Origin of the sequence: Pseudomonas sp. TTU2014-080ASC, from assembly GCF_001446935.1 — a bacterium.
Classification (GTDB): domain Bacteria; phylum Pseudomonadota; class Gammaproteobacteria; order Pseudomonadales; family Pseudomonadaceae; genus Aquipseudomonas.
This window is the reverse complement of the sequence record NZ_LKKK01000002.1, coordinates 894,508-911,663: the sequence shown is the minus strand read 5'-3', so window position 1 is coordinate 911,663 and position 17,156 is coordinate 894,508. Positions and strand designations below refer to the sequence as shown.

11 protein-coding genes are annotated in these 17,156 nt (G+C 58.0%); 5 read left to right on the top strand and 6 right to left on the bottom strand.

Going from position 1 to position 17,156, the window contains the following annotated elements:
- Positions 1 to 10 precede the first annotated feature (10 nt).
- The 3 genes from metF (at position 11) to AO726_RS09670 (ending at position 4,614) form a co-directional block, all read left to right on the top strand.
- Entirely contained in the window at positions 11 to 856 is an 846-nt protein-coding gene (gene metF / locus AO726_RS09680) for a methylenetetrahydrofolate reductase [NAD(P)H] (RefSeq protein ID WP_058067855.1), read from the top strand.
- A 176-nt stretch (positions 857 to 1,032) separates the two neighbouring features.
- Entirely contained in the window at positions 1,033 to 2,406 is a 1,374-nt protein-coding gene (gene ppnN / locus AO726_RS09675) for a nucleotide 5'-monophosphate nucleosidase PpnN (protein ID WP_058067854.1), read from the top strand.
- Between the two features lie 294 nt (positions 2,407 to 2,700).
- Positions 2,701 to 4,614: a DEAD/DEAH box helicase gene (locus AO726_RS09670; protein ID WP_058067853.1), complete on the top strand. Its 1,914-nt coding sequence runs from the start codon at positions 2,701 to 2,703 to the stop codon at positions 4,612 to 4,614.
- An 83-nt stretch (positions 4,615 to 4,697) separates the two neighbouring features.
- Here AO726_RS09670 and AO726_RS09665 read toward each other — a convergent pair whose 3' ends face one another.
- From AO726_RS09665 to AO726_RS09655, 3 genes are read right to left on the bottom strand one after another with little or no spacing between them, the layout of a single operon-like run.
- Positions 4,698 to 5,276 carry a YceI family protein gene (locus AO726_RS09665; RefSeq protein ID WP_058067852.1) on the bottom strand — a complete coding sequence of 193 codons (579 nt, stop codon included), beginning with the start codon at positions 5,274 to 5,276 and terminating at the stop codon, positions 4,698 to 4,700.
- Positions 5,277 to 5,325: 49 nt separating this feature from the next.
- The gene (locus tag AO726_RS09660; protein WP_058067851.1) at positions 5,326 to 5,871 is read right to left on the bottom strand and encodes a cytochrome b; all 546 of its coding nucleotides are present in this window, start codon (positions 5,869 to 5,871) and stop codon (positions 5,326 to 5,328) included.
- Between the two features lie 20 nt (positions 5,872 to 5,891).
- Positions 5,892 to 6,185, bottom strand: coding sequence for a hypothetical protein (locus tag AO726_RS09655; RefSeq protein WP_152987264.1), 294 nt, complete (start codon positions 6,183 to 6,185; stop codon positions 5,892 to 5,894).
- 14 nt (positions 6,186 to 6,199) lie between these two features.
- On the opposite strand from AO726_RS09655, the gene AO726_RS09650 reads away from it, so the two are divergent.
- Entirely contained in the window at positions 6,200 to 7,606 is a 1,407-nt protein-coding gene (locus AO726_RS09650; RefSeq protein WP_058067849.1) for an adenosylmethionine--8-amino-7-oxononanoate transaminase, read from the top strand.
- Positions 7,607 to 7,645: 39 nt separating this feature from the next.
- On the top strand, positions 7,646 to 8,365 hold the full coding sequence (locus AO726_RS09645; protein ID WP_058067848.1) for a 16S rRNA (uracil(1498)-N(3))-methyltransferase: 720 nt from the start codon (positions 7,646 to 7,648) through the stop codon (positions 8,363 to 8,365).
- 18 nt (positions 8,366 to 8,383) lie between these two features.
- Here AO726_RS09645 and AO726_RS09640 read toward each other — a convergent pair whose 3' ends face one another.
- From AO726_RS09640 to AO726_RS09630, 3 genes are read right to left on the bottom strand one after another with little or no spacing between them, the layout of a single operon-like run.
- A complete protein-coding gene (locus AO726_RS09640; protein ID WP_058067847.1) occupies positions 8,384 to 8,854 on the bottom strand; it encodes a chemotaxis protein CheW in 471 nt (156 codons plus the stop codon).
- A gap of 30 nt (positions 8,855 to 8,884) precedes the next feature.
- Positions 8,885 to 9,904, bottom strand: coding sequence for a chemotaxis protein CheB (locus AO726_RS09635; protein WP_058067846.1), 1,020 nt, complete (start codon positions 9,902 to 9,904; stop codon positions 8,885 to 8,887).
- Positions 9,901 to 17,148, bottom strand: a complete 7,248-nt coding sequence (locus AO726_RS09630; RefSeq protein WP_058067845.1) for an Hpt domain-containing protein — start codon at positions 17,146 to 17,148, stop codon at positions 9,901 to 9,903. Before AO726_RS09630 ends, AO726_RS09635 begins: the two co-directional genes overlap by 4 nt.
- Positions 17,149 to 17,156: the final 8 nt, after the last annotated feature.

Here is a 17,156-nt window from a genome sequence, read left to right as displayed (position 1 = left end):
GAAGATTGTTATGTCTCAAGAACGCCGTTACAGCTTCGAGTTCTTCCCTACCAAAACTGAAGCTGGTCACGAAAAACTGATGACAGTGGCGCGCCAGTTGGCGAGCTACAAACCAGACTTTTTCTCCTGCACTTACGGTGCCGGTGGCTCGACCCGCGACCGAACACTGAATACCGTGCTGCAACTGGATGGAGAGGTAAAAGTACCGACTGCGCCGCACCTGTCCTGTGTCGGTGACAGTAAGGCCGAGCTGCGCGAGCTGCTCAACCAGTACAAAGATGCCGGCATCAAGCGCATTGTCGCCCTGCGTGGTGACTTGCCTTCCGGCATGGGCATGGCCAGCGGCGAGCTGCGCTTCGCCAATGAACTGGTAGAGTTCATCCGCAACGAAACCGGTGATCACTTCCACATCGAAGTTGCCGCCTACCCGGAAATGCACCCACAGGCACGCAATTTCGAAGACGATATCGCCAACTTCGTGCGCAAGGCCAAAGCCGGTGCCGACAGCGCCATCACTCAGTACTTCTTCAACGCAGACAGCTACTTCTACTTTGTCGACCGTGTACGCAAACTGGGCGTGGATCTGCCAATCGTGCCGGGCATCATGCCGATCACCAACTACAGCAAACTGGCGCGCTTCTCCGACGCCTGCGGTGCCGAACTGCCGCGCTGGATTCGCAAGCAACTGGAAGCCTACGGTGACGACATCGACAGCATCCAGGCCTTCGGCGAGCAAGTGATCACCCGTATGTGCGAGCAGTTACTGGAAGGCGGCGCACCGGGTCTGCACTTCTACACCCTGAACCAGGCCGAGGCGAGCCTGGCGATCTGGAATAACCTTCAACTGCCCCGTTGACGGTCAGACTGCCAGCCCGGCTTTGGGCTGGCAGTTGCTAACGCCTTATGCGCATAAGTGTCTTCCCGAACTTTTGCCGCGCATGAAACTCTGAGCAAGGCTCGTATCCACGACCATACTTCAGTAAACGCATGGCCATGCAAGGCTGCGTGGTTAATCCAACAGGGAGCGCCTGAATGGCCGCACGCAAAACCATCAATGCCTCAGTATCCCCGCGAGGTAGCCTGGAAACTCTTTCCCAGCGCGAGGTGCAGCAGCTACGCGAAACCGGTTCAGGCGGCGTTTACCAGCTATTCCGCCAATGCGCTTTGGCAATCCTCAATACCGGCTCGCACAGCGACAACGCCAAGACCATTCTTGAGGCCTACCCGGATTTCGAAGTGCGTATTCTTCAGCAGGATCGTGGGATCCGTCTTGAGCTGCTGAATGCGCCCGCAGATGCCTTTGTCGATGGCGAAATGATCGCCAGCACTCGTGAAATGTTGTTCAGCGCCCTGCGCGATATCGTTTACGCCCAAAGCGAGATGGGGTATCAGCGCTTCGACTTCGGCAGCAGCCAAGGCATCACCGATTACGTTTTTCACTTGCTGCGTAATGCCCACACCCTTCGCCCAGGCGTTGAGCCAAACATGGTGGTGTGCTGGGGCGGCCACTCGATCAGCAGCGAAGAATACAAGTACACCAAAAAGGTCGGCCATGAACTTGGCCTGCGCGGCATGGACATCTGCACCGGCTGTGGCCCCGGCGTGATGAAAGGCCCGATGAAAGGCGCCACCATTGCCCATGCCAAGCAACGCATTCTGCATGCCCGCTATCTGGGACTGACCGAGCCAGGCATCATCGCAGCCGAGGCGCCTAACCCGATCGTCAACGAGCTGGTCATCCTGCCGGATATCGAAAAGCGCCTTGAGGCCTTTGTCCGTGTAGGTCACGGCATCATCATTTTCCCAGGTGGCGCAGGCACTGCCGAAGAGTTGCTGTATCTACTCGGCATTCTGCTGCATCCGGATAACAAAGATCTGCCGTTCCCGTTGATCATGACAGGACCGGCTACGTCCGCTGATTACCTGAACCAGTTGCATGAGTTCATTGGCAAGACGCTGGGCGAAGCGGCTCAGCAGCTGTACCGCATCATCATTGAAGACCCGGCGCTGGTGGCTTACGACATGGCGCGTGGGATCAAAGCGGTTACCCACTTCCGCCGCGAGCACACAGACGCCTATCACTTCAACTGGCTGCTGAAAATCGACGAAGGCTTCCAGCACCCGTTCGAGCCGACCCACGCGAATATGGCCAGCCTCAACCTGACCCGCGAACAACCGCCGCATGAACTGGCAGCCAACCTGCGCCGTGCGTTTTCGGGCATTGTCTCCGGTAACGTCAAGGAGCAAGGCATTCGCCTGATTGAACAGCACGGCCCTTACGAAATCAGTGGCGACCCGCAAATCATGCATCAGCTGGATTTGCTCCTGCAGGCCTTCGTTGACCAGCACCGAATGAAGCTACCCGGCGGCACTGCGTACGAACCTTGCTACAAGCTGGTGAAATAAATGCACGCCGTGCCTGTCCAACTGCTTCTGCAAGTGCCCAGGACAGCGCACGGTTATGCTCCGGCGGCTCTCAGAACGATGCTGACACCATCCGTCGTTCTGCAATGTAATCCGCTGACAGTAAACCCGTTCACAAGCGCGCAGCTCTGTTATACTCGACCAACCCTGTCTGACTTGCGCCCGGATACTCGCCCCCAGAGGCCAGTAGTACCGGACGGGATCACACCGCTGATGTGTGATTCAAGCCAGGCATTACACCCCATAGGGCCAAGCCCTCACTAGACAGGATCACACATGTCCTTTGCTTCCCTCGGTCTCTCCGAGGCTTTAGTCCGTGCGGTCGAAGCCGCTGGCTACACCCAGCCCACTCCAGTGCAACAGCGGGCTGTTCCCGCCGTGTTGCAAGGCCGCGACCTGATGGTGGCAGCCCAGACGGGTACAGGTAAAACGGGCGGTTTTGCCCTGCCGATTCTTGAGCGTCTGTTTCCCGGTGGTCACCCTGACCGCGAACATCGCCACGGCCCCAAACAACCCCGCGTACTGGTCCTGACGCCGACCCGGGAGCTTGCTGCACAAGTACATGACAGCTTCAAGCTGTATGCCCGTGATCTCAATCTGGTTAGCGCCTGCATCTTCGGCGGTGTCGGCATGAACCCGCAGGTTAAAGCGCTGGCTAAAGGTGTCGATGTTCTGGTCGCCTGCCCTGGTCGCCTGCTCGATATGGCCGGTCAAGATGCAGTGGACCTGAGCCATGTAGAGATTCTGGTGCTGGATGAAGCCGACCGCATGCTCGACATGGGCTTTATCCATGACGTGAAAAAAGTGCTGGCCCGACTGCCTGCGCAACGTCAGAACCTGCTGTTCTCGGCGACCTTCTCCAAAGACATCACCGATCTGGCCAACAAGCTGCTGCACGATCCCGAGCGTATCGAAGTGACGCCGCCGAACACCACGGTTGAGCGCATTGAGCAGCGTATTTTCCGCCTACCAGCCAATCAGAAGCGCGCCCTCTTGGCCCACCTGATCACCGCTGGAGCATGGGAACAGGTGCTGGTCTTTACCCGTACCAAGCATGGCGCTAACCGACTTGCCGAATACCTCGAGAAACATGGCCTGCCTGCTGCCGCGATCCACGGCAACAAGAGCCAGAATGCACGTACAAAGGCGCTGGCCGACTTCAAGGCAAACAAGGTGCGTATTCTGGTTGCCACCGACATCGCAGCCCGCGGCCTGGACATCGACCAGTTGCCACACGTGGTCAACTTCGAGCTACCGAACGTGGAAGAAGATTACGTCCACCGTATCGGCCGCACTGGCCGTGCAGGCCGCACCGGCGAAGCGATCTCTCTGGTTGCACCGGACGAAGAAAAGCTGCTGAAAAACATCGAGCGCATGACTAAGCAGAAAATCCCGGATGGTGATCTGCAAGGTTTCGATGCCAGCACTCTGGAGGCCGAACGCCCAGAAGTGCGTGAGCCTCGCCAACCGCGCCCGCCTCGCGGCGACAAGCCAGAAGGCGAACGTCGTGGCAACGGCCGTCGTGACAAAGGTAAGGACAAAGGCCGTAACACCACTAAAGACACCAGCAGCGAGACCAGTAAAGAGCCGAGCAAAGAAGGCGCACGCAGCAACCGCAACCGTCCGCAGTCCGGCCGCCGCCAACAGCCCCGTCAGGATGCCCGTCCGGCCGCAATCCCGGCCCTGCCACCGGATCGCGATCCTGAAGAGTTTCTGGATGACGAAATCGACAACTTCGGCAACCGCGCCGACTACGTCAGCCCGACTCAGAATAAGCAGCAAAACCGTGGCCGCCGTCCAGGCCAAGGGGCTGGGCAAAACAATGCACCTCGTAACCAAGGGGCGCGTCAGGACAAAGGCCCACGCAACAATAACGGTGCTGCGGGCCAACAGGGACGCCGCAACAACGGCGCCAGCAATGGCGGTCAGCGCAATAACGGGCAGAATGCAGGCCGCAACGGTTCGGGCCGCTCACGCCCTGCGCGTGACAATCGCGTCACTTCACTGAGCCGCGACGAACGCCCAATGCGCGATGTAGCTGCTAAACCAGCCGCTAAGCAGCCGCTGATCCTTCATAAGAGCTCCCGTCTGGATCGCTTCCCTACACCGGAGCAGTTGGACGAACTGACCAGCACGCGGCCACGTGGCGAGAAGCCAGCTCTGCTCACGCGCAACCGCGAAGAGTCGTAAGGCCTGCAAACAAGAACGCCGCCCAATGGGCGGCGTTCTTGTTTGGCTGTGGCAGTGAAATGAGCTCACTGCCAATCACGCCATTACTTGCGGATGCCTTCTACCGAAATAATCAGCTCAACTTCTTGGGAAGCCGGTCCCAGATCTTTTTCGATGTTGAAGTCTTTCAGCTTCAGTTTGGTACTGCCTTCAAAGCCTGCACGGTAGCCACCCCATGGGTCCTTACCTTCACCCAGGAACTTAGCTTCAATCACCACTGGCTTAGTCACACCGTTCAAAGTGAGGTCGCCAGTAATATCAGCAGTACCTTCACCGGTGGACTTCACCGCAGTGGAAGAGAAGGTCGCCGTTGGGTGCTTGCTGACGTTAAGGAAATCTGCGCTGCGCAAATGCTTGTCACGTTCAGCATGGTTGGTGTCCAGGCTGCTTGTATTCAGAGTTACGTTGACTTTGCTTTCTTCTGGCTTAGTTGCATCAAAGCTGAACGAACCATCGAAGTCTTTGAAGGTTCCGTACAGCCAGCTGTAACCCAGGTGACTGATTTTGAAATTAACGAACGCGTGTTGACCCGGCTTGTCGATTGCATAATCAGCAGCCATAGCCTGACCAGCACCAGCCAACGCGGTACCCAGGGCAAGTGCAACGAGGGTTTTCTTCAACATGGGCATTTTCCTTTTCAGATAAGGGGCTCGCTTCATACCAGCCCTTAATTTAGCGACCGAACATCCGCAACAGAGTTCGGTCACGGTCGATAAAGTGATGTTTCAACGCAGCCAGGGCGTGGACACCGGCAAAAATCACCAATGTCCATGCCATGAATTTATGTACAAGCCCGGCAACATCTTCCTGGTCAGGAATACTGGTCAAGGTCGCAGGTATTTCAAACAGGCCAAATACTTCAATGCCGCGGCCATCAGCGGTAGAAATCAGGTAGCCCGAAATCATTACGACAAACAGACCAAGGTACAAAAATGCGTGCCCCAGCTTGCTGGCAAAACGTGTCAGTGCACCGTGTTCAGCTAAGGCCGCCGGAGCAGGACTAAGCACACGCCACAAAACCCGCAGAACCATCAAAGCAAACAGCACAAGGCCAATGCTTTTGTGCAAATCCGGGCCTGTACGGTACCAACTGCTGTAGTAATCCAGCCCAACCATCCAGTAACCCAGCGCAAACAAACCGAAGACCACCACGGCAACCGACCAGTGCATCAACACGCTAGTCAGGCCGTATCGTGAAGGGGAATTACTCCATTGCATTACTAAGATCCCTGTTGTTCTCAGCGGGTGAAAGCCCAAAAGCCTAACAATAAACCTATCGATTTAAAGCCAAAAATATTGGTTTTAATTATCAACTGATACGATAAGTAAACGTTTTTTATAGCGTCTGGTTTTAGCGCTTTTGAGAAGTAGCCACAAAGCTTCTCACCAAAGACCAGACAGACCGCTCTATAAGAACTGTTTTTATAACCCATCGACAGCAGCGAATCTGTGACCTGCTGTTGCAGCAGCTTCTCGCTGCACGGCCGCATGCCATCCACACTAGCGCTTCTGGTACGCTTGGCAATCGTCACTGGAGAGCCGAGTTATGAGCCTGAACGACCACTGGATGCAGCGCGACCTCAAGGTTGTCTGGCATCCCTGCACCCAGATGAAGGACCACGAGAGCCTGCCGCTGATCCCTATTAAACGCGGCGAGGGTGTCTGGCTGGAGGACTTCGACGGCAAGCGTTATCTGGATGCGGTCAGTTCCTGGTGGGTCAATGTGTTCGGCCATGCCAACCCACGCATTAATCAACGCATCAAGGATCAGGTCGATCAGCTTGAGCATGTCATTTTGGCCGGTTTCAGCCATCAGCCAGTGATTGAACTGTCCGAGCGCTTAGTACAAATCACCCCAGAGGGTTTGGACCACGTTTTCTATGCCGATAACGGCTCTTCGTGCATCGAAGTCGCCCTGAAGATGAGCTTCCATTACTGGCTCAACATCGGCAAACCCGATAAGAAACGCTTCGTCACCCTCAGCAACAGCTACCACGGTGAAACCATCGCGGCGATGTCGGTAGGTGATGTCGGCCTGTTTACCGACACCTACAAGGCGCTGCTACTAGACACCATCAAAGTACCCAGCCCGGATTGTTACTACCGCCCAGAAGGCGTGAGCTGGGAAGAACATTCGCGCACGATGTTCCAGCACATGGAGCAAACACTTGCCGAGCACAGCCATGAAATCGCCGCGGTGATTGTTGAGCCGCTGATTCAAGGGGCTGGCGGCATGCGCATGTATCATCCGATTTATCTCAAACTGCTGCGTGAAGCTTGCGACCGCTACGACGTGCACCTGATTCACGATGAAATCGCCGTAGGGTTTGGCCGCACCGGCAGCCTGTTTGCCTGTGAGCAGGCGGGCATCCGTCCTGACTTCCTGTGCCTATCTAAAGCACTCACGGGCGGCTACCTGCCCCTGGCCGCCTGCCTGACTACTCACAAGGTGTATCAGGCCTTCTACGATGATTACCCCACCCTGCGCGCCTTCCTCCATTCCCACAGCTACACCGGAAATCCGCTGGCCTGTGCGGCGGCGCTGGCAACCTTGGATATCTTCGAACAAGACAATGTGATCGAAGCCAACAAAGCCCTGGCCACCCACATGGGGCGCGCCTGCGCCCATCTGGCCGATCACGCTCACGTGGCAGAAGTTCGCCAGACCGGCATGGCCATCGCCATTGAGATGGTGCAAGACAAAGCAACCAAGACCGCCTACCCATGGCAAGAGCGGCGCGGCATGCAGGTCTATCAGCACGCTCTGAGCCGGGGAGCCCTGCTGCGCCCGCTGGGCAGCGTGGTGTATTTCCTACCTCCGTACGTGATCACCCCGGAGCAGATCGACTTCCTCGCCGAAGTGGCCACAGAAGGCATCGAAATTGCCACCCGCAGCCGCGTCAGTGTGGCAACCGGCAACCCTAATTACCCCGGATTCCGCGACCCGGGTTAATCTTTCACGCTCAACTGTTACGGATTGCGATTTTCACCCATGCGCCTTTCCCGCTTTTTTGTCGATGCGCCCCTGTCTCTGGGGCAGCACGAACTGCCTGAAGATCAGGCCCACTACATCAGTCGCGTCCTGCGCCATACGGTCGGTGATGCTGTGCAGCTGTTCGATGGCAGCGGCCAGGAATACCTGGGCGAACTGATCGAAGTCGGCAAAAAAACGGTGCGTGTCGAGCTGCGCGAGTGCTTTGCCGGTCAACCCGACTCGCCGCTGCGCGTGCATCTCGGCCAGGGCCTGTCACGGGGGGAACGAATGGACTGGGCGATCCAGAAAGCGACCGAACTGGGTGCCAATGAAATCAGTCTGATTGTCAGCGAGCGCTGCGAGGTGCGCCTGAAAGATGAGCGCGCCGATAAGCGTCTGGCCCACTGGCGTCAGGTCGCAATCAGTGCCTGTGAACAATGTGGACGCTCGACCGTTCCACTGATCCACCCACCGATCAGTTTGGCCGATTGGCTTAAACAGGTAGAGGCCGATCTGAAACTGGTTCTGCATCCAGTCGCTGAGCCTTGGGCCAGCCACGCCAAACCACATTCATTAGCCTTCCTGATCGGCCCCGAAGGTGGCTTGAGTGATGCGGAAGTCAAACAGGCACAGGAACAGGGCTTTCTCGCCGCCCGGCTCGGCCCCCGTGTGCTGCGTACCGAAACAGCGCCGGTGGTGGCTCTAAGCGTGGCTCAGCAGCTGTGGGGCGATTTCTAATCGCCCATTGCCTACAGTTCAGATCAGCCCGGCATCCGCCAGCTTTTGTTCCAGCCCGAGCAGGTCAGGAATCTTAGCCACTGTATCTCCCACTTGCACGGCAGCTAGCTCTAGGGCCGTCAGGGGTGCATCGGAGTGTGGTAATTCCGGTGTCAACTTCACCGAGCGCGGAATCCCCTGCACCAACAGGGCAATGAATTTCACCGTATCACGGCCGCCCAGGGCATTGATCACGGCTACCCGTGATGTCGGACCAACTTGGCTCTGGCCACCCGAGGCATTTTCAAATGACAGCAGAGGCAGACGCAGATCACGCCAGGCAACCTGCCCCAGAAACCAGCCGGGCAGACCTTCGGTAGCCTGTACCGCCCGGTAAGGAATCAGCTCTGCCACCGCGACGTTGGGCAGCACCAGCGTACGGTCGGTCAACGGGATCAACAAGCCAGTCAGGCTGTTGGAAGTGTTTTGAGTCGCAACCGCTTCACTCATGACAATATCCTGTCGGGCTACTGGCCCTGATTAACTGCACTGCGCGGCCAGATGACTGACCAGCGCTTCGGCCAACTCACGTGGATCACCGCTGAAGCTGCTATAACCGCCCTCACGCAAGCTGTCTGGCATGCTCGGGCAAGCGCAGCTGTCTGCGCGCTGGGTCCAGATCAGCCCGCCCTGACGCTCAACGTAAGCCGCCGCCGCACTGCCATCACTGCCCATACCGCTGAAAGCAATCACACCGGCATTAGCCCCGAACTGCTGTGCCAGGTTAAGCATCATCTGATCAATAGACGGGCTGTAAGGCTCCGGCCAGCTGCGATCGGTCACCCGCATTAAGCCGTCTTCAGTGAAGCTCAGCTCATTGCGGATTGGCACCACCACCACTTCGCCATAACGCACGGCGTCGCCATCACGCACCGGATTGACGTGCCACTGGCTGTGCCGTCCAACGGCCTGCGGCAGCGCCGCTTCAAAACTCGGATCGATATGCTGTGCGTAGATAAAACCAATCGGCAGTCCGCCCGGCAGCGAGTCAAGGAACGCCTTCACCGCAGCCGGACCGCCTAAGGATGCAGCCAACAGCCACACCTGCCGGGCCGGCTCACCAGCCACCAGTGGGGTTTGTGCCAACGCATCAGGAAGGTCTACGCGGCTCGGGCGCTGGGCGTCTGCCAGCAGCTCCTCCAGTGCAGGGCCGACCGCTTGCGCCGGATCCCCCACCAGTTTCTTCACCTTACCGAACAGGCTGCGTTCCCAACGCGGGTAGTTCTCGGAATGCCGCTCCGGCGCGTGGCCTTCGCCAAACAACACCGGCGCATCGGTGGTTTCCAGCAGACTGTCAACCAGAGGCGAATCCTCTGACTGAGCCAGATCGACCAGCCACAAATCTGTCTCACAGGCATTCAGCGCCGCTTCATCCAGACGGGCCGGATCGCTGTTCATGACTACTTCGTAGCCATTGCCGGTCAGAGCCTGCTGCAACACATGACGTTGCAGCGAGGTATCGGCAATAACTGCTATTCGAGCTGCCGTTTTTTCTGTCATGGCTGTTTAACCAATCCTTGAATGGTTTCAAGCAACAGGGCTTCCTGATACGGCTTGCCAAGGTACTCGTTGACGCCAAGGCTCATGGCCCGCTCACGGTGCTTATCACCGGTACGCGAGGTAATCATGATGATTGGCAGGTCCTTCAGATTTTCGTCGTGGCGCACCAGCGTGGCCACTTCGAAGCCATCCATGCGCGGCATCTCGATATCCAGCAGCATGATGTCCGGCTTGGTTTCCTGCAGCTGGGCAATGGCGTCCACACCATCTTTAGCCGTCAGCACGTTCATGCCGTTGCGCTCCAGAAGGCGAGTTGTAACCTTACGCACCGTAACCGAGTCATCGACCACCATAACCAACGTCGGACGTCCGGTTTCGGCCTCTGCAACCTGTGCGGCCTGACGCCCTTGGCGCGGCAACTGACGGGCATGCTGGGCACGGATAGTCGCCAGCAGGTCAAGAATCACCACCACACGGCCATCCCCGAGAATAGTCGCCCCGGAAATTCCCGGTACACCGGCGAACTGCGGGCCAAGTCCCTTCACCACGATTTCCCGTGAGCCCGCCAGGGAGTCCACTTGCACGGCAACCACGTGCTCCTTCGAGCGCACCAGGATCACCGGCAACGGCAGGCTCTGCCCCACCAGTTTCGGATGCTGCCCGTTGTTCAGCAGATCCCCCAGATAACGCAGTTCATAGGCCTGACCGGCGTACTCAAAGCGCGGTGCATCCGGAGCGTAGTAAGCCTCCAACTCGTACGGCGACACGCGCACGATACCTTCGATGGTATTCAGCGGGATGGCGTATAGGTCTTCCCCGGACAGCACCATCAACGCCCGGTTTACCGACACGGTAAACGGCAGGCGCACGGTAAAGGTAGTTCCGCTGCCAGGCGTTGAGGCAATGCTCATGGAACCGCCGAGCTGCTTCACCTCAGAATTGGCTACGTCCATCCCGACGCCACGCCCGGATATCTGGGTAATTTTCTCAGCGGTGGAGAAGCCCGCCTCAAGGATGAACTGCAGTATTTCGTGATCGGTCAGGTCTGAGTCGGCATCCATCAGTCCACGCTGAATGGCTTTCTGGCGCACCGCGTCCAGACGAATACCGGCACCGTCATCTGACAACGTCAGAACGATGTCCCCGCCCTCCCGGCCCAAGTCCAAACGGATGGTGCCGTGCTCCGGTTTACCCGCTGCACGACGCGCCTCGACAGACTCAACACCGTGGTCAACCGCGTTACGCAGCATATGCTCCAGCGGCGCGACAATGCGCTCAAGCACGGTACGGTCCATCTCGCCTTCGGCGTTGCCGATGTGGAATTCGACCTGTTTACCCAGTTCGCTGGAAACCTGCCGCACAATCCGGCGCAGACGCGGGACCAGACGATCGAAAGGCACCATGCGTGTACGCATCAAGCCTTCCTGCAATTCGGAGTTAACCCGTGCCTGTTGCAGCAACAGCGTCTCCGCATCGCGGCTACGGGCAGCCAAGGTTTCCTTCAGGTCCAACAAGTCGGACGCCGACTCAAACAGCGAGCGCGACAGCTGCTGCAACTGCGAGTGGCGGTCCATCTCCAGCGGGTCAAATTCTTCATAGCCCGCGCGCTCAGCCTCAGCTTGAATACGGCTGAGAATCTGCGCCTGAGTTTCGGTATCGAGGCGACGCAACTGATCCCGCACGCGGTCGATGGTGGCTTCCATCTCACTCAGGGTGAATGCAAAGTCACTCACCTGCTGCTCGACCCGCCCCCGGAAAATCGAGGTTTCACCGGCCAGGTTGACCAACTCTTCCAGCAGTTCTGCAGGCACCCGTACCAGCTCTTGAGGCGCGCGGCGCGCGGCTATCTCAAGCGCCGCCTCCTGCGCCTTACGCACAAACGGCAGAACCTTGGTTTCAGCCTGCTGTTGCGGCACTTGGCTGGCCGCCACGATAGGCGTTGCCAACTGTAGCATAGGCTGAACGGCCGCGACGGGTTCTTCAGCATCGACCGTTGCAAGCGGAACCTCTGTCAGGCGCTGGCGCAACTCATCGAGCGTCTGACGGATGCCCTCAATCGCCGATTGAGTATCCGCAAACAGACTTTCATTCCAATTCAGGCCGCTGCTCTGGGCATCGTTCAGATGCTGCTCAAGATCGTGGGTCAGATCGCCCAGACGCTTCTGTCCGGCCAGACGCGCGCCCCCTTTGAGGGTATGCAATACACGTTGGAGTTCTTCCAGTGACGCACTCTGGTCGCGGTCTGCGTCCCAGCGCACCATGCTCGCATCCATCGCTTCGAGCAGGTCATCCGCCTCTTCCAGGAAGATATCCAGAATGTCGGCTTCTGTTTCCGAATCGACGGCTTCGACATGCGGCGTCAGGGCAACCGAGGTCGGCACTGACAGCTGTTGGCCTGGATTCGTACGCAGGGTCTTTATCGCGGCAATCAGGGCATCGCCACTCGGTACCACCTGATGATCACGCACCGCCTCAAGCATGCCAAACAGGCTGTCGTGGCAGGTTTGCAGGAGGCTGAACAGGCTGTCATCAGCTTTGAGGCTACCCTGTCCGAGGCCCTCATAGAGGTACTCAAGTTCGTGGGCGAGATCGCCGATTTCGCGAACTTCGGCCATCCGCGCACCACCTTTGAGGGTGTGCAGATCACGCTGTAGGGCTTCCAGCTCGACACTGTTGTCGACATTGCCCATCCAGCGCTGCAGCGCAGCCGAGGCGCTGTCGATGATGTCGAAACCCTCTTCGAGGAAGATTTCAACCAACTCAGGATCGCGATCATCCACTGCCGCAGCCTGCGCAACAGGTGTAACAGCCTCACTCAGCGTTACAGGCTCAATCTCTGGCAGTGAAGGCTCTTCGACCTCAGCCGGAGCAGGGGCTTCAACCTCTGCCGGATTCAATTCCAGTGCTTCGACTTCAACCAACGGCTCAGGCGCGATTTCGTCTGCTAGGTCGAGTACGACTTCGGGCTGCGCCTCAATGACCTCCTCGATTACAGCTGGAATTTCTTCGGGCGCAACGGCATCTGCGGCAAAACCATGCTGACGGAAATTACGAATGGCTTCGATCAGCGCTTCAGGTTGTGGCATCGGCTCTCGCGCTTGCAGCTGTTCAAGCTGCTGCGCCAGGCAATCGTGGCTTCTCTGCAGCAGGCCGCTCAGCGCTGGTGAGTAGCTATAACGGCCGTCCACCAAACCTTCATAGAGTGACTCAAGCTCATGGGCCAAATCACCAATCGGACGAATCTCAGCCATCCGCGCCCCACCCTTGAGGGTGTGCAGATCACGCTGCAATGCCGACAGTGACGGCTTACTTTCTGGATCGGCCAACCAGCGTTCAAGCGACTGACCGGCGCTATCAAGGATATCAACAGCCTCTTCGAGGAAGATGGCGACCATCTCCTCATCCAGCGTATCCAGGACCTGAACGCTGGATGCTTCGCTGGTGCTTTCAGCGGCTACAAAAGCCTCAGGCTCTGCGACTTCTGCGACTTCTGCGACTGGGTCGAGAATCGCATCTGCCGCCTCACTGTCCAGCCCAGGCAGCTGCAACTCATCGGCCACCGGCTCCGCGAGCAGCTCGTCATTAGGCTGAAGTTCAAGGTTCAGCTCGGTGTCGGCTGGTAGTGTCTCTTCAGACTGATCCAACGCAGCACTGAGTTCATCCAGATCAAGGACCTGCATGCTCTGGCCGTCATCACTGAGAAGACCGATGGCTTCAGGTGGCAGCGCCTGATTCAGCAAATCACGCAAGGCCGCCACGCGTTCCGGCGCAGCAGTAACCTCAAGCGCTGCAGCCACTTGGTCCATCATGCTGATCAGAGCCTCATGGGCCTGCTCAACTTCATTAAAGAATGGCTCGCTGACCGCCAGGCTGCCTTCGTCGACTGCGCCATACAGATCCAGCAGTGCTTCGCAGAGTTCTTCAATCTGCGGCAGTTCCGCCATCTCCGCACCGCGTCCCAGCGTGGTGAGTTCATCCAGTAGCGAATTGAGCTCCTGACGCTGGCTTGGGTGTTCACGCCAGCGGCGCAGCAAATCTTCCGCATCCAGCAGGATGTCCATGCCTTCGGCCAGGAAGATGCTGATCATCTGTGGATCGCGCTTAGCGCCTTTATCCTCAAGACGGTTGTTCTCAGCCAGCTCGAGGCGATCGTGGTGCAACGCTTGCACCCGTTCAAGGAAAGCAGCGGCGCCAGGCAGGGCTTGCAGAGGTTGGCTTGCCAACTGCTCGACACCTTGGCGGATCAGTTTTTCAGCATCACTGAGCAGCTCTGCCTCAGCCAGATCAACTTGGATCAGGTTGGTTTTGAACTCTTTGACCAATCGCTCCAGCGGTGCGGCAATTTCCGCAACCGGGCTAATCCCGGCCATTGAGGCACTGCCCTTGAGGGTGTGCAGCGCACGTTGCAAATCGTCACTGACGGGCTGTGGCAGCTCTTGGGCGCAATTGGCCAAGTAGGCCACCAGCGTATCCAGATGCATCTCTGCTTCGTTGCGGAAGATTTCCAGCAACTGCGGATCAAGGGGCTCCTCGTCAGTCGAAATGGACGGCTCTTCGGACTGTTCCGGCAGCGGCGCCTCAACAGGGGCGTCAGCAACGACGGCTATCGACGTGACTTTCTGCCCTTTGGCCAGTGCATGGGCTGTCGCGGCCAGATGATCGACATCATCGCGCTGGCGCTGAGCCTTGTTGGCGAACTCTTCGAGTAGGTCCGGCATCAGGGCTAGCACATCTGCCGCCACTTGCTGCACCTCGGCAGACGGCTCAATGGTGCGATCCAGAACACGGTTGAGCAGGTTCTCAATCGACCATGCCAGTTCGCCGATGATCAACGCCCGCACCATGCGGCCACTCCCTTTGAGGGTATGGAAAGCGCGGCGGACTTCAGTCAGGGCTTCTTTGTTATCGCTGTCGGCACACCATTGGGGGAAAAACTCGCCAATGGTCTCGAGCACTTCTCCCACTTCTTCGATAAAGACTTCTAGCAGTTCTTCATCAACCGGCTCTTCATCAGCCGGTGGCGGGAGCAAACTCGGTGGTGCATCAACAGCAGGCGGATTAATCGCCTGCACCGGTGCAGCCATGACATCAGCCATGCTCAGCGGCTTGTCGAGATCAACCGCTGGTGCTTCAACCACGATAGGGGCGCTGGGTAACTCGACTTCTGGCAGCTCCAGTGCGGCTATTTCAGCGTCATCCCACACCACAGGCTCTTCCAGCTCCAGGGTGTCGAACGCAACCAGCTCTTCACCCAGAATCACCTCGCTGGCCGACAGCTCATCGCCGCCAGACACAGGCTCATCCACAACTTCAAGCTCGGCAAAATCAAAGTCCACCAGCTCCAGCTCGGGCAAGCTGGTCTCGCCCGAAACTTCCGCTTCGTGTTGCAGCTCAAGGTCATCAGCCAGCGACAAAACCGGCTCTGTCGACTCCACTACTGTCGCAGCATCTTGTTCCTCTGCTGGCAGCGTTTGGGTTGGCTCACTGGCAAGATAATCGTCGGGCGCTGCAACTGGCAGTGCCTGCCCTACAAGTTCTTTAGCGTCAGCCAGTGCCAGGGGAGTGTTCGGTGGATAGCCCAGATTGGCGAGGCTTTCCTCAGCCACATCAAGAATTACATCACCCTGCGAGCCATGATCTTCGGAGAGACGCTCCAGGTAGTACTCAACGCTGGTGATAGCATCCGCCAGCATGTCCAGGCTCTGCCAGTTCGGCACAGCCTTACGGGCCAACAACTGCTCCTGAATATAGCGAGTGCAAGCGGAGAGCAACTCGGCGGCGCGCGGCAGCGGAATCATCGCCAGACCACCACGGGCCTGGGTGAGCAGCTCGGGCACACGGGCCAGGTGCTCATGGTTCCATTGCGAGGCAATGAACTCGATGATCGAGTCCTTGGCCTGCTCCAGCCCGTTACGGGCTTCCTTGATCACAACCTGATGAATTTGCGCCACGTCGGTGGTCGGCAGGTGGCTGTCTTCAGTGGTGTCCTGAGACGGCCCCACCATACCTGCCAGCGTCGCTTCTACATACAGCAGCGCCCCTGCCACATCCATCAGCACGGCATCGTTCGGCTCGCCCAAGCCTTTGACCAGGTTGTTTACCACCTCAATTTGTTCAGCGATCACCTTGCGTGGCTGTGCAAAGCCCAGCACAGCGAGCGTATCGGCGATCTGTTTTAGCGGCGCGGCCAGTTGCTGCAACTCACTGACTCGGCTGCGATCACTGCGCACGAACAAGTCCAGACTGTCTTTGACCCGCACCAGTTCTTCACACAATGCAGTAACCACAGAGCGCATTGCATCACGGTCCGGGCCTGCCAGACGGGCACGCTCCTCTTCAACCACCTGCGTTTCCGGCAGCGCATCATCGAGGCGATATTGTTCCTTAAGACTGCGAATACGCGGGGACTGGCTGGTGGATTTAGCTATGTAGAACAGCAGATTCTTTGTCAGGTCTTCCGGCGCAGCCTGATTGAAGCCAGCGGCACCTTGATCGAGCAGACGCTTGAGTTCTTTATCCACCTGCCGCAGCAGAGTGCGCACCGAACTGCTGTTATTCACACTGCCATCGGCCAGGCCTTCAACAACGCCGGCTGCGATGGGCCAAAGCGCTCCCAACGGAGAGCCTTTGCACAGTGCCTCCAGCCGCGCCAACACCCGCGCCATGTAGCTCAGATTGGTCGGTACATCCTGATTACGCAGGATACCAACCAAGGCCATCTGCAGCATTTGCCGCAACTTGCGCAACAGCGCAGGCAGTTCTGCTGTGCTTAATGTTGCGATGGTTTCATTGGTCAGCGCAGGCGCACGGGAAGACATATCCGGTGCAAACAGGCTGGTTTCAGAAAGCAGTTTTTCCCCACGGGCAGCGCGCAGGTCGTTCAGCAGCGGCAGCACCACCATTGGCAGGTCGCGACGCGCGGTCTGAATCCTGTCCAAATACACCGGCAATTGCAGGATAGCCTGCATCAGCACCTCAAGTGCCTCGGCATGGTTAGCGGCTTTGCCTTCGATCAGAGCGCCCGTCAGTTGCTCCATCTCTTCGGCGAGCAACGCAGCACCATGGAACTCGACCATTTGCAGGGTGCCAAGAACCTGATGAACATAGGTCTGGCAAAAACGCATGCGAGTAACATCCTGAGGGTTCTCAACGAACGCCTCCAGGGCTTGACGCGCCTGTTTCAGGGTTTCCGCGATTTCACCCTTGACCCACTCAAGAGCGACATAATCGTGCCGATCACCCATAGACACTC

Excerpts from the sequence above, each read along its gene's own strand:
- AO726_RS09660 (WP_058067851.1), bottom strand. The coding sequence starts at position 5,871 with ATGCAATGGAGTAATTCCCCTTCACGATACGGCCTGACTAGCGTGTTG.
- AO726_RS09645 (WP_058067848.1), top strand. The coding sequence starts at position 7,646 with ATGCGCCTTTCCCGCTTTTTTGTCGATGCGCCCCTGTCTCTGGGGCAG.
- AO726_RS09650 (WP_058067849.1), top strand. The coding sequence starts at position 6,200 with ATGAGCCTGAACGACCACTGGATGCAGCGCGACCTCAAGGTTGTCTGG.
- ppnN (WP_058067854.1), top strand. The coding sequence starts at position 1,033 with ATGGCCGCACGCAAAACCATCAATGCCTCAGTATCCCCGCGAGGTAGC.
- metF (WP_058067855.1), top strand. The coding sequence starts at position 11 with ATGTCTCAAGAACGCCGTTACAGCTTCGAGTTCTTCCCTACCAAAACT.
- AO726_RS09665 (WP_058067852.1), bottom strand. The coding sequence starts at position 5,276 with ATGTTGAAGAAAACCCTCGTTGCACTTGCCCTGGGTACCGCGTTGGCT.
- AO726_RS09635 (WP_058067846.1), bottom strand. The coding sequence starts at position 9,904 with ATGACAGAAAAAACGGCAGCTCGAATAGCAGTTATTGCCGATACCTCG.
- AO726_RS09630 (WP_058067845.1), bottom strand. The coding sequence starts at position 17,148 with ATGGGTGATCGGCACGATTATGTCGCTCTTGAGTGGGTCAAGGGTGAA.
- AO726_RS09640 (WP_058067847.1), bottom strand. The coding sequence starts at position 8,854 with ATGAGTGAAGCGGTTGCGACTCAAAACACTTCCAACAGCCTGACTGGC.
- AO726_RS09670 (WP_058067853.1), top strand. The coding sequence starts at position 2,701 with ATGTCCTTTGCTTCCCTCGGTCTCTCCGAGGCTTTAGTCCGTGCGGTC.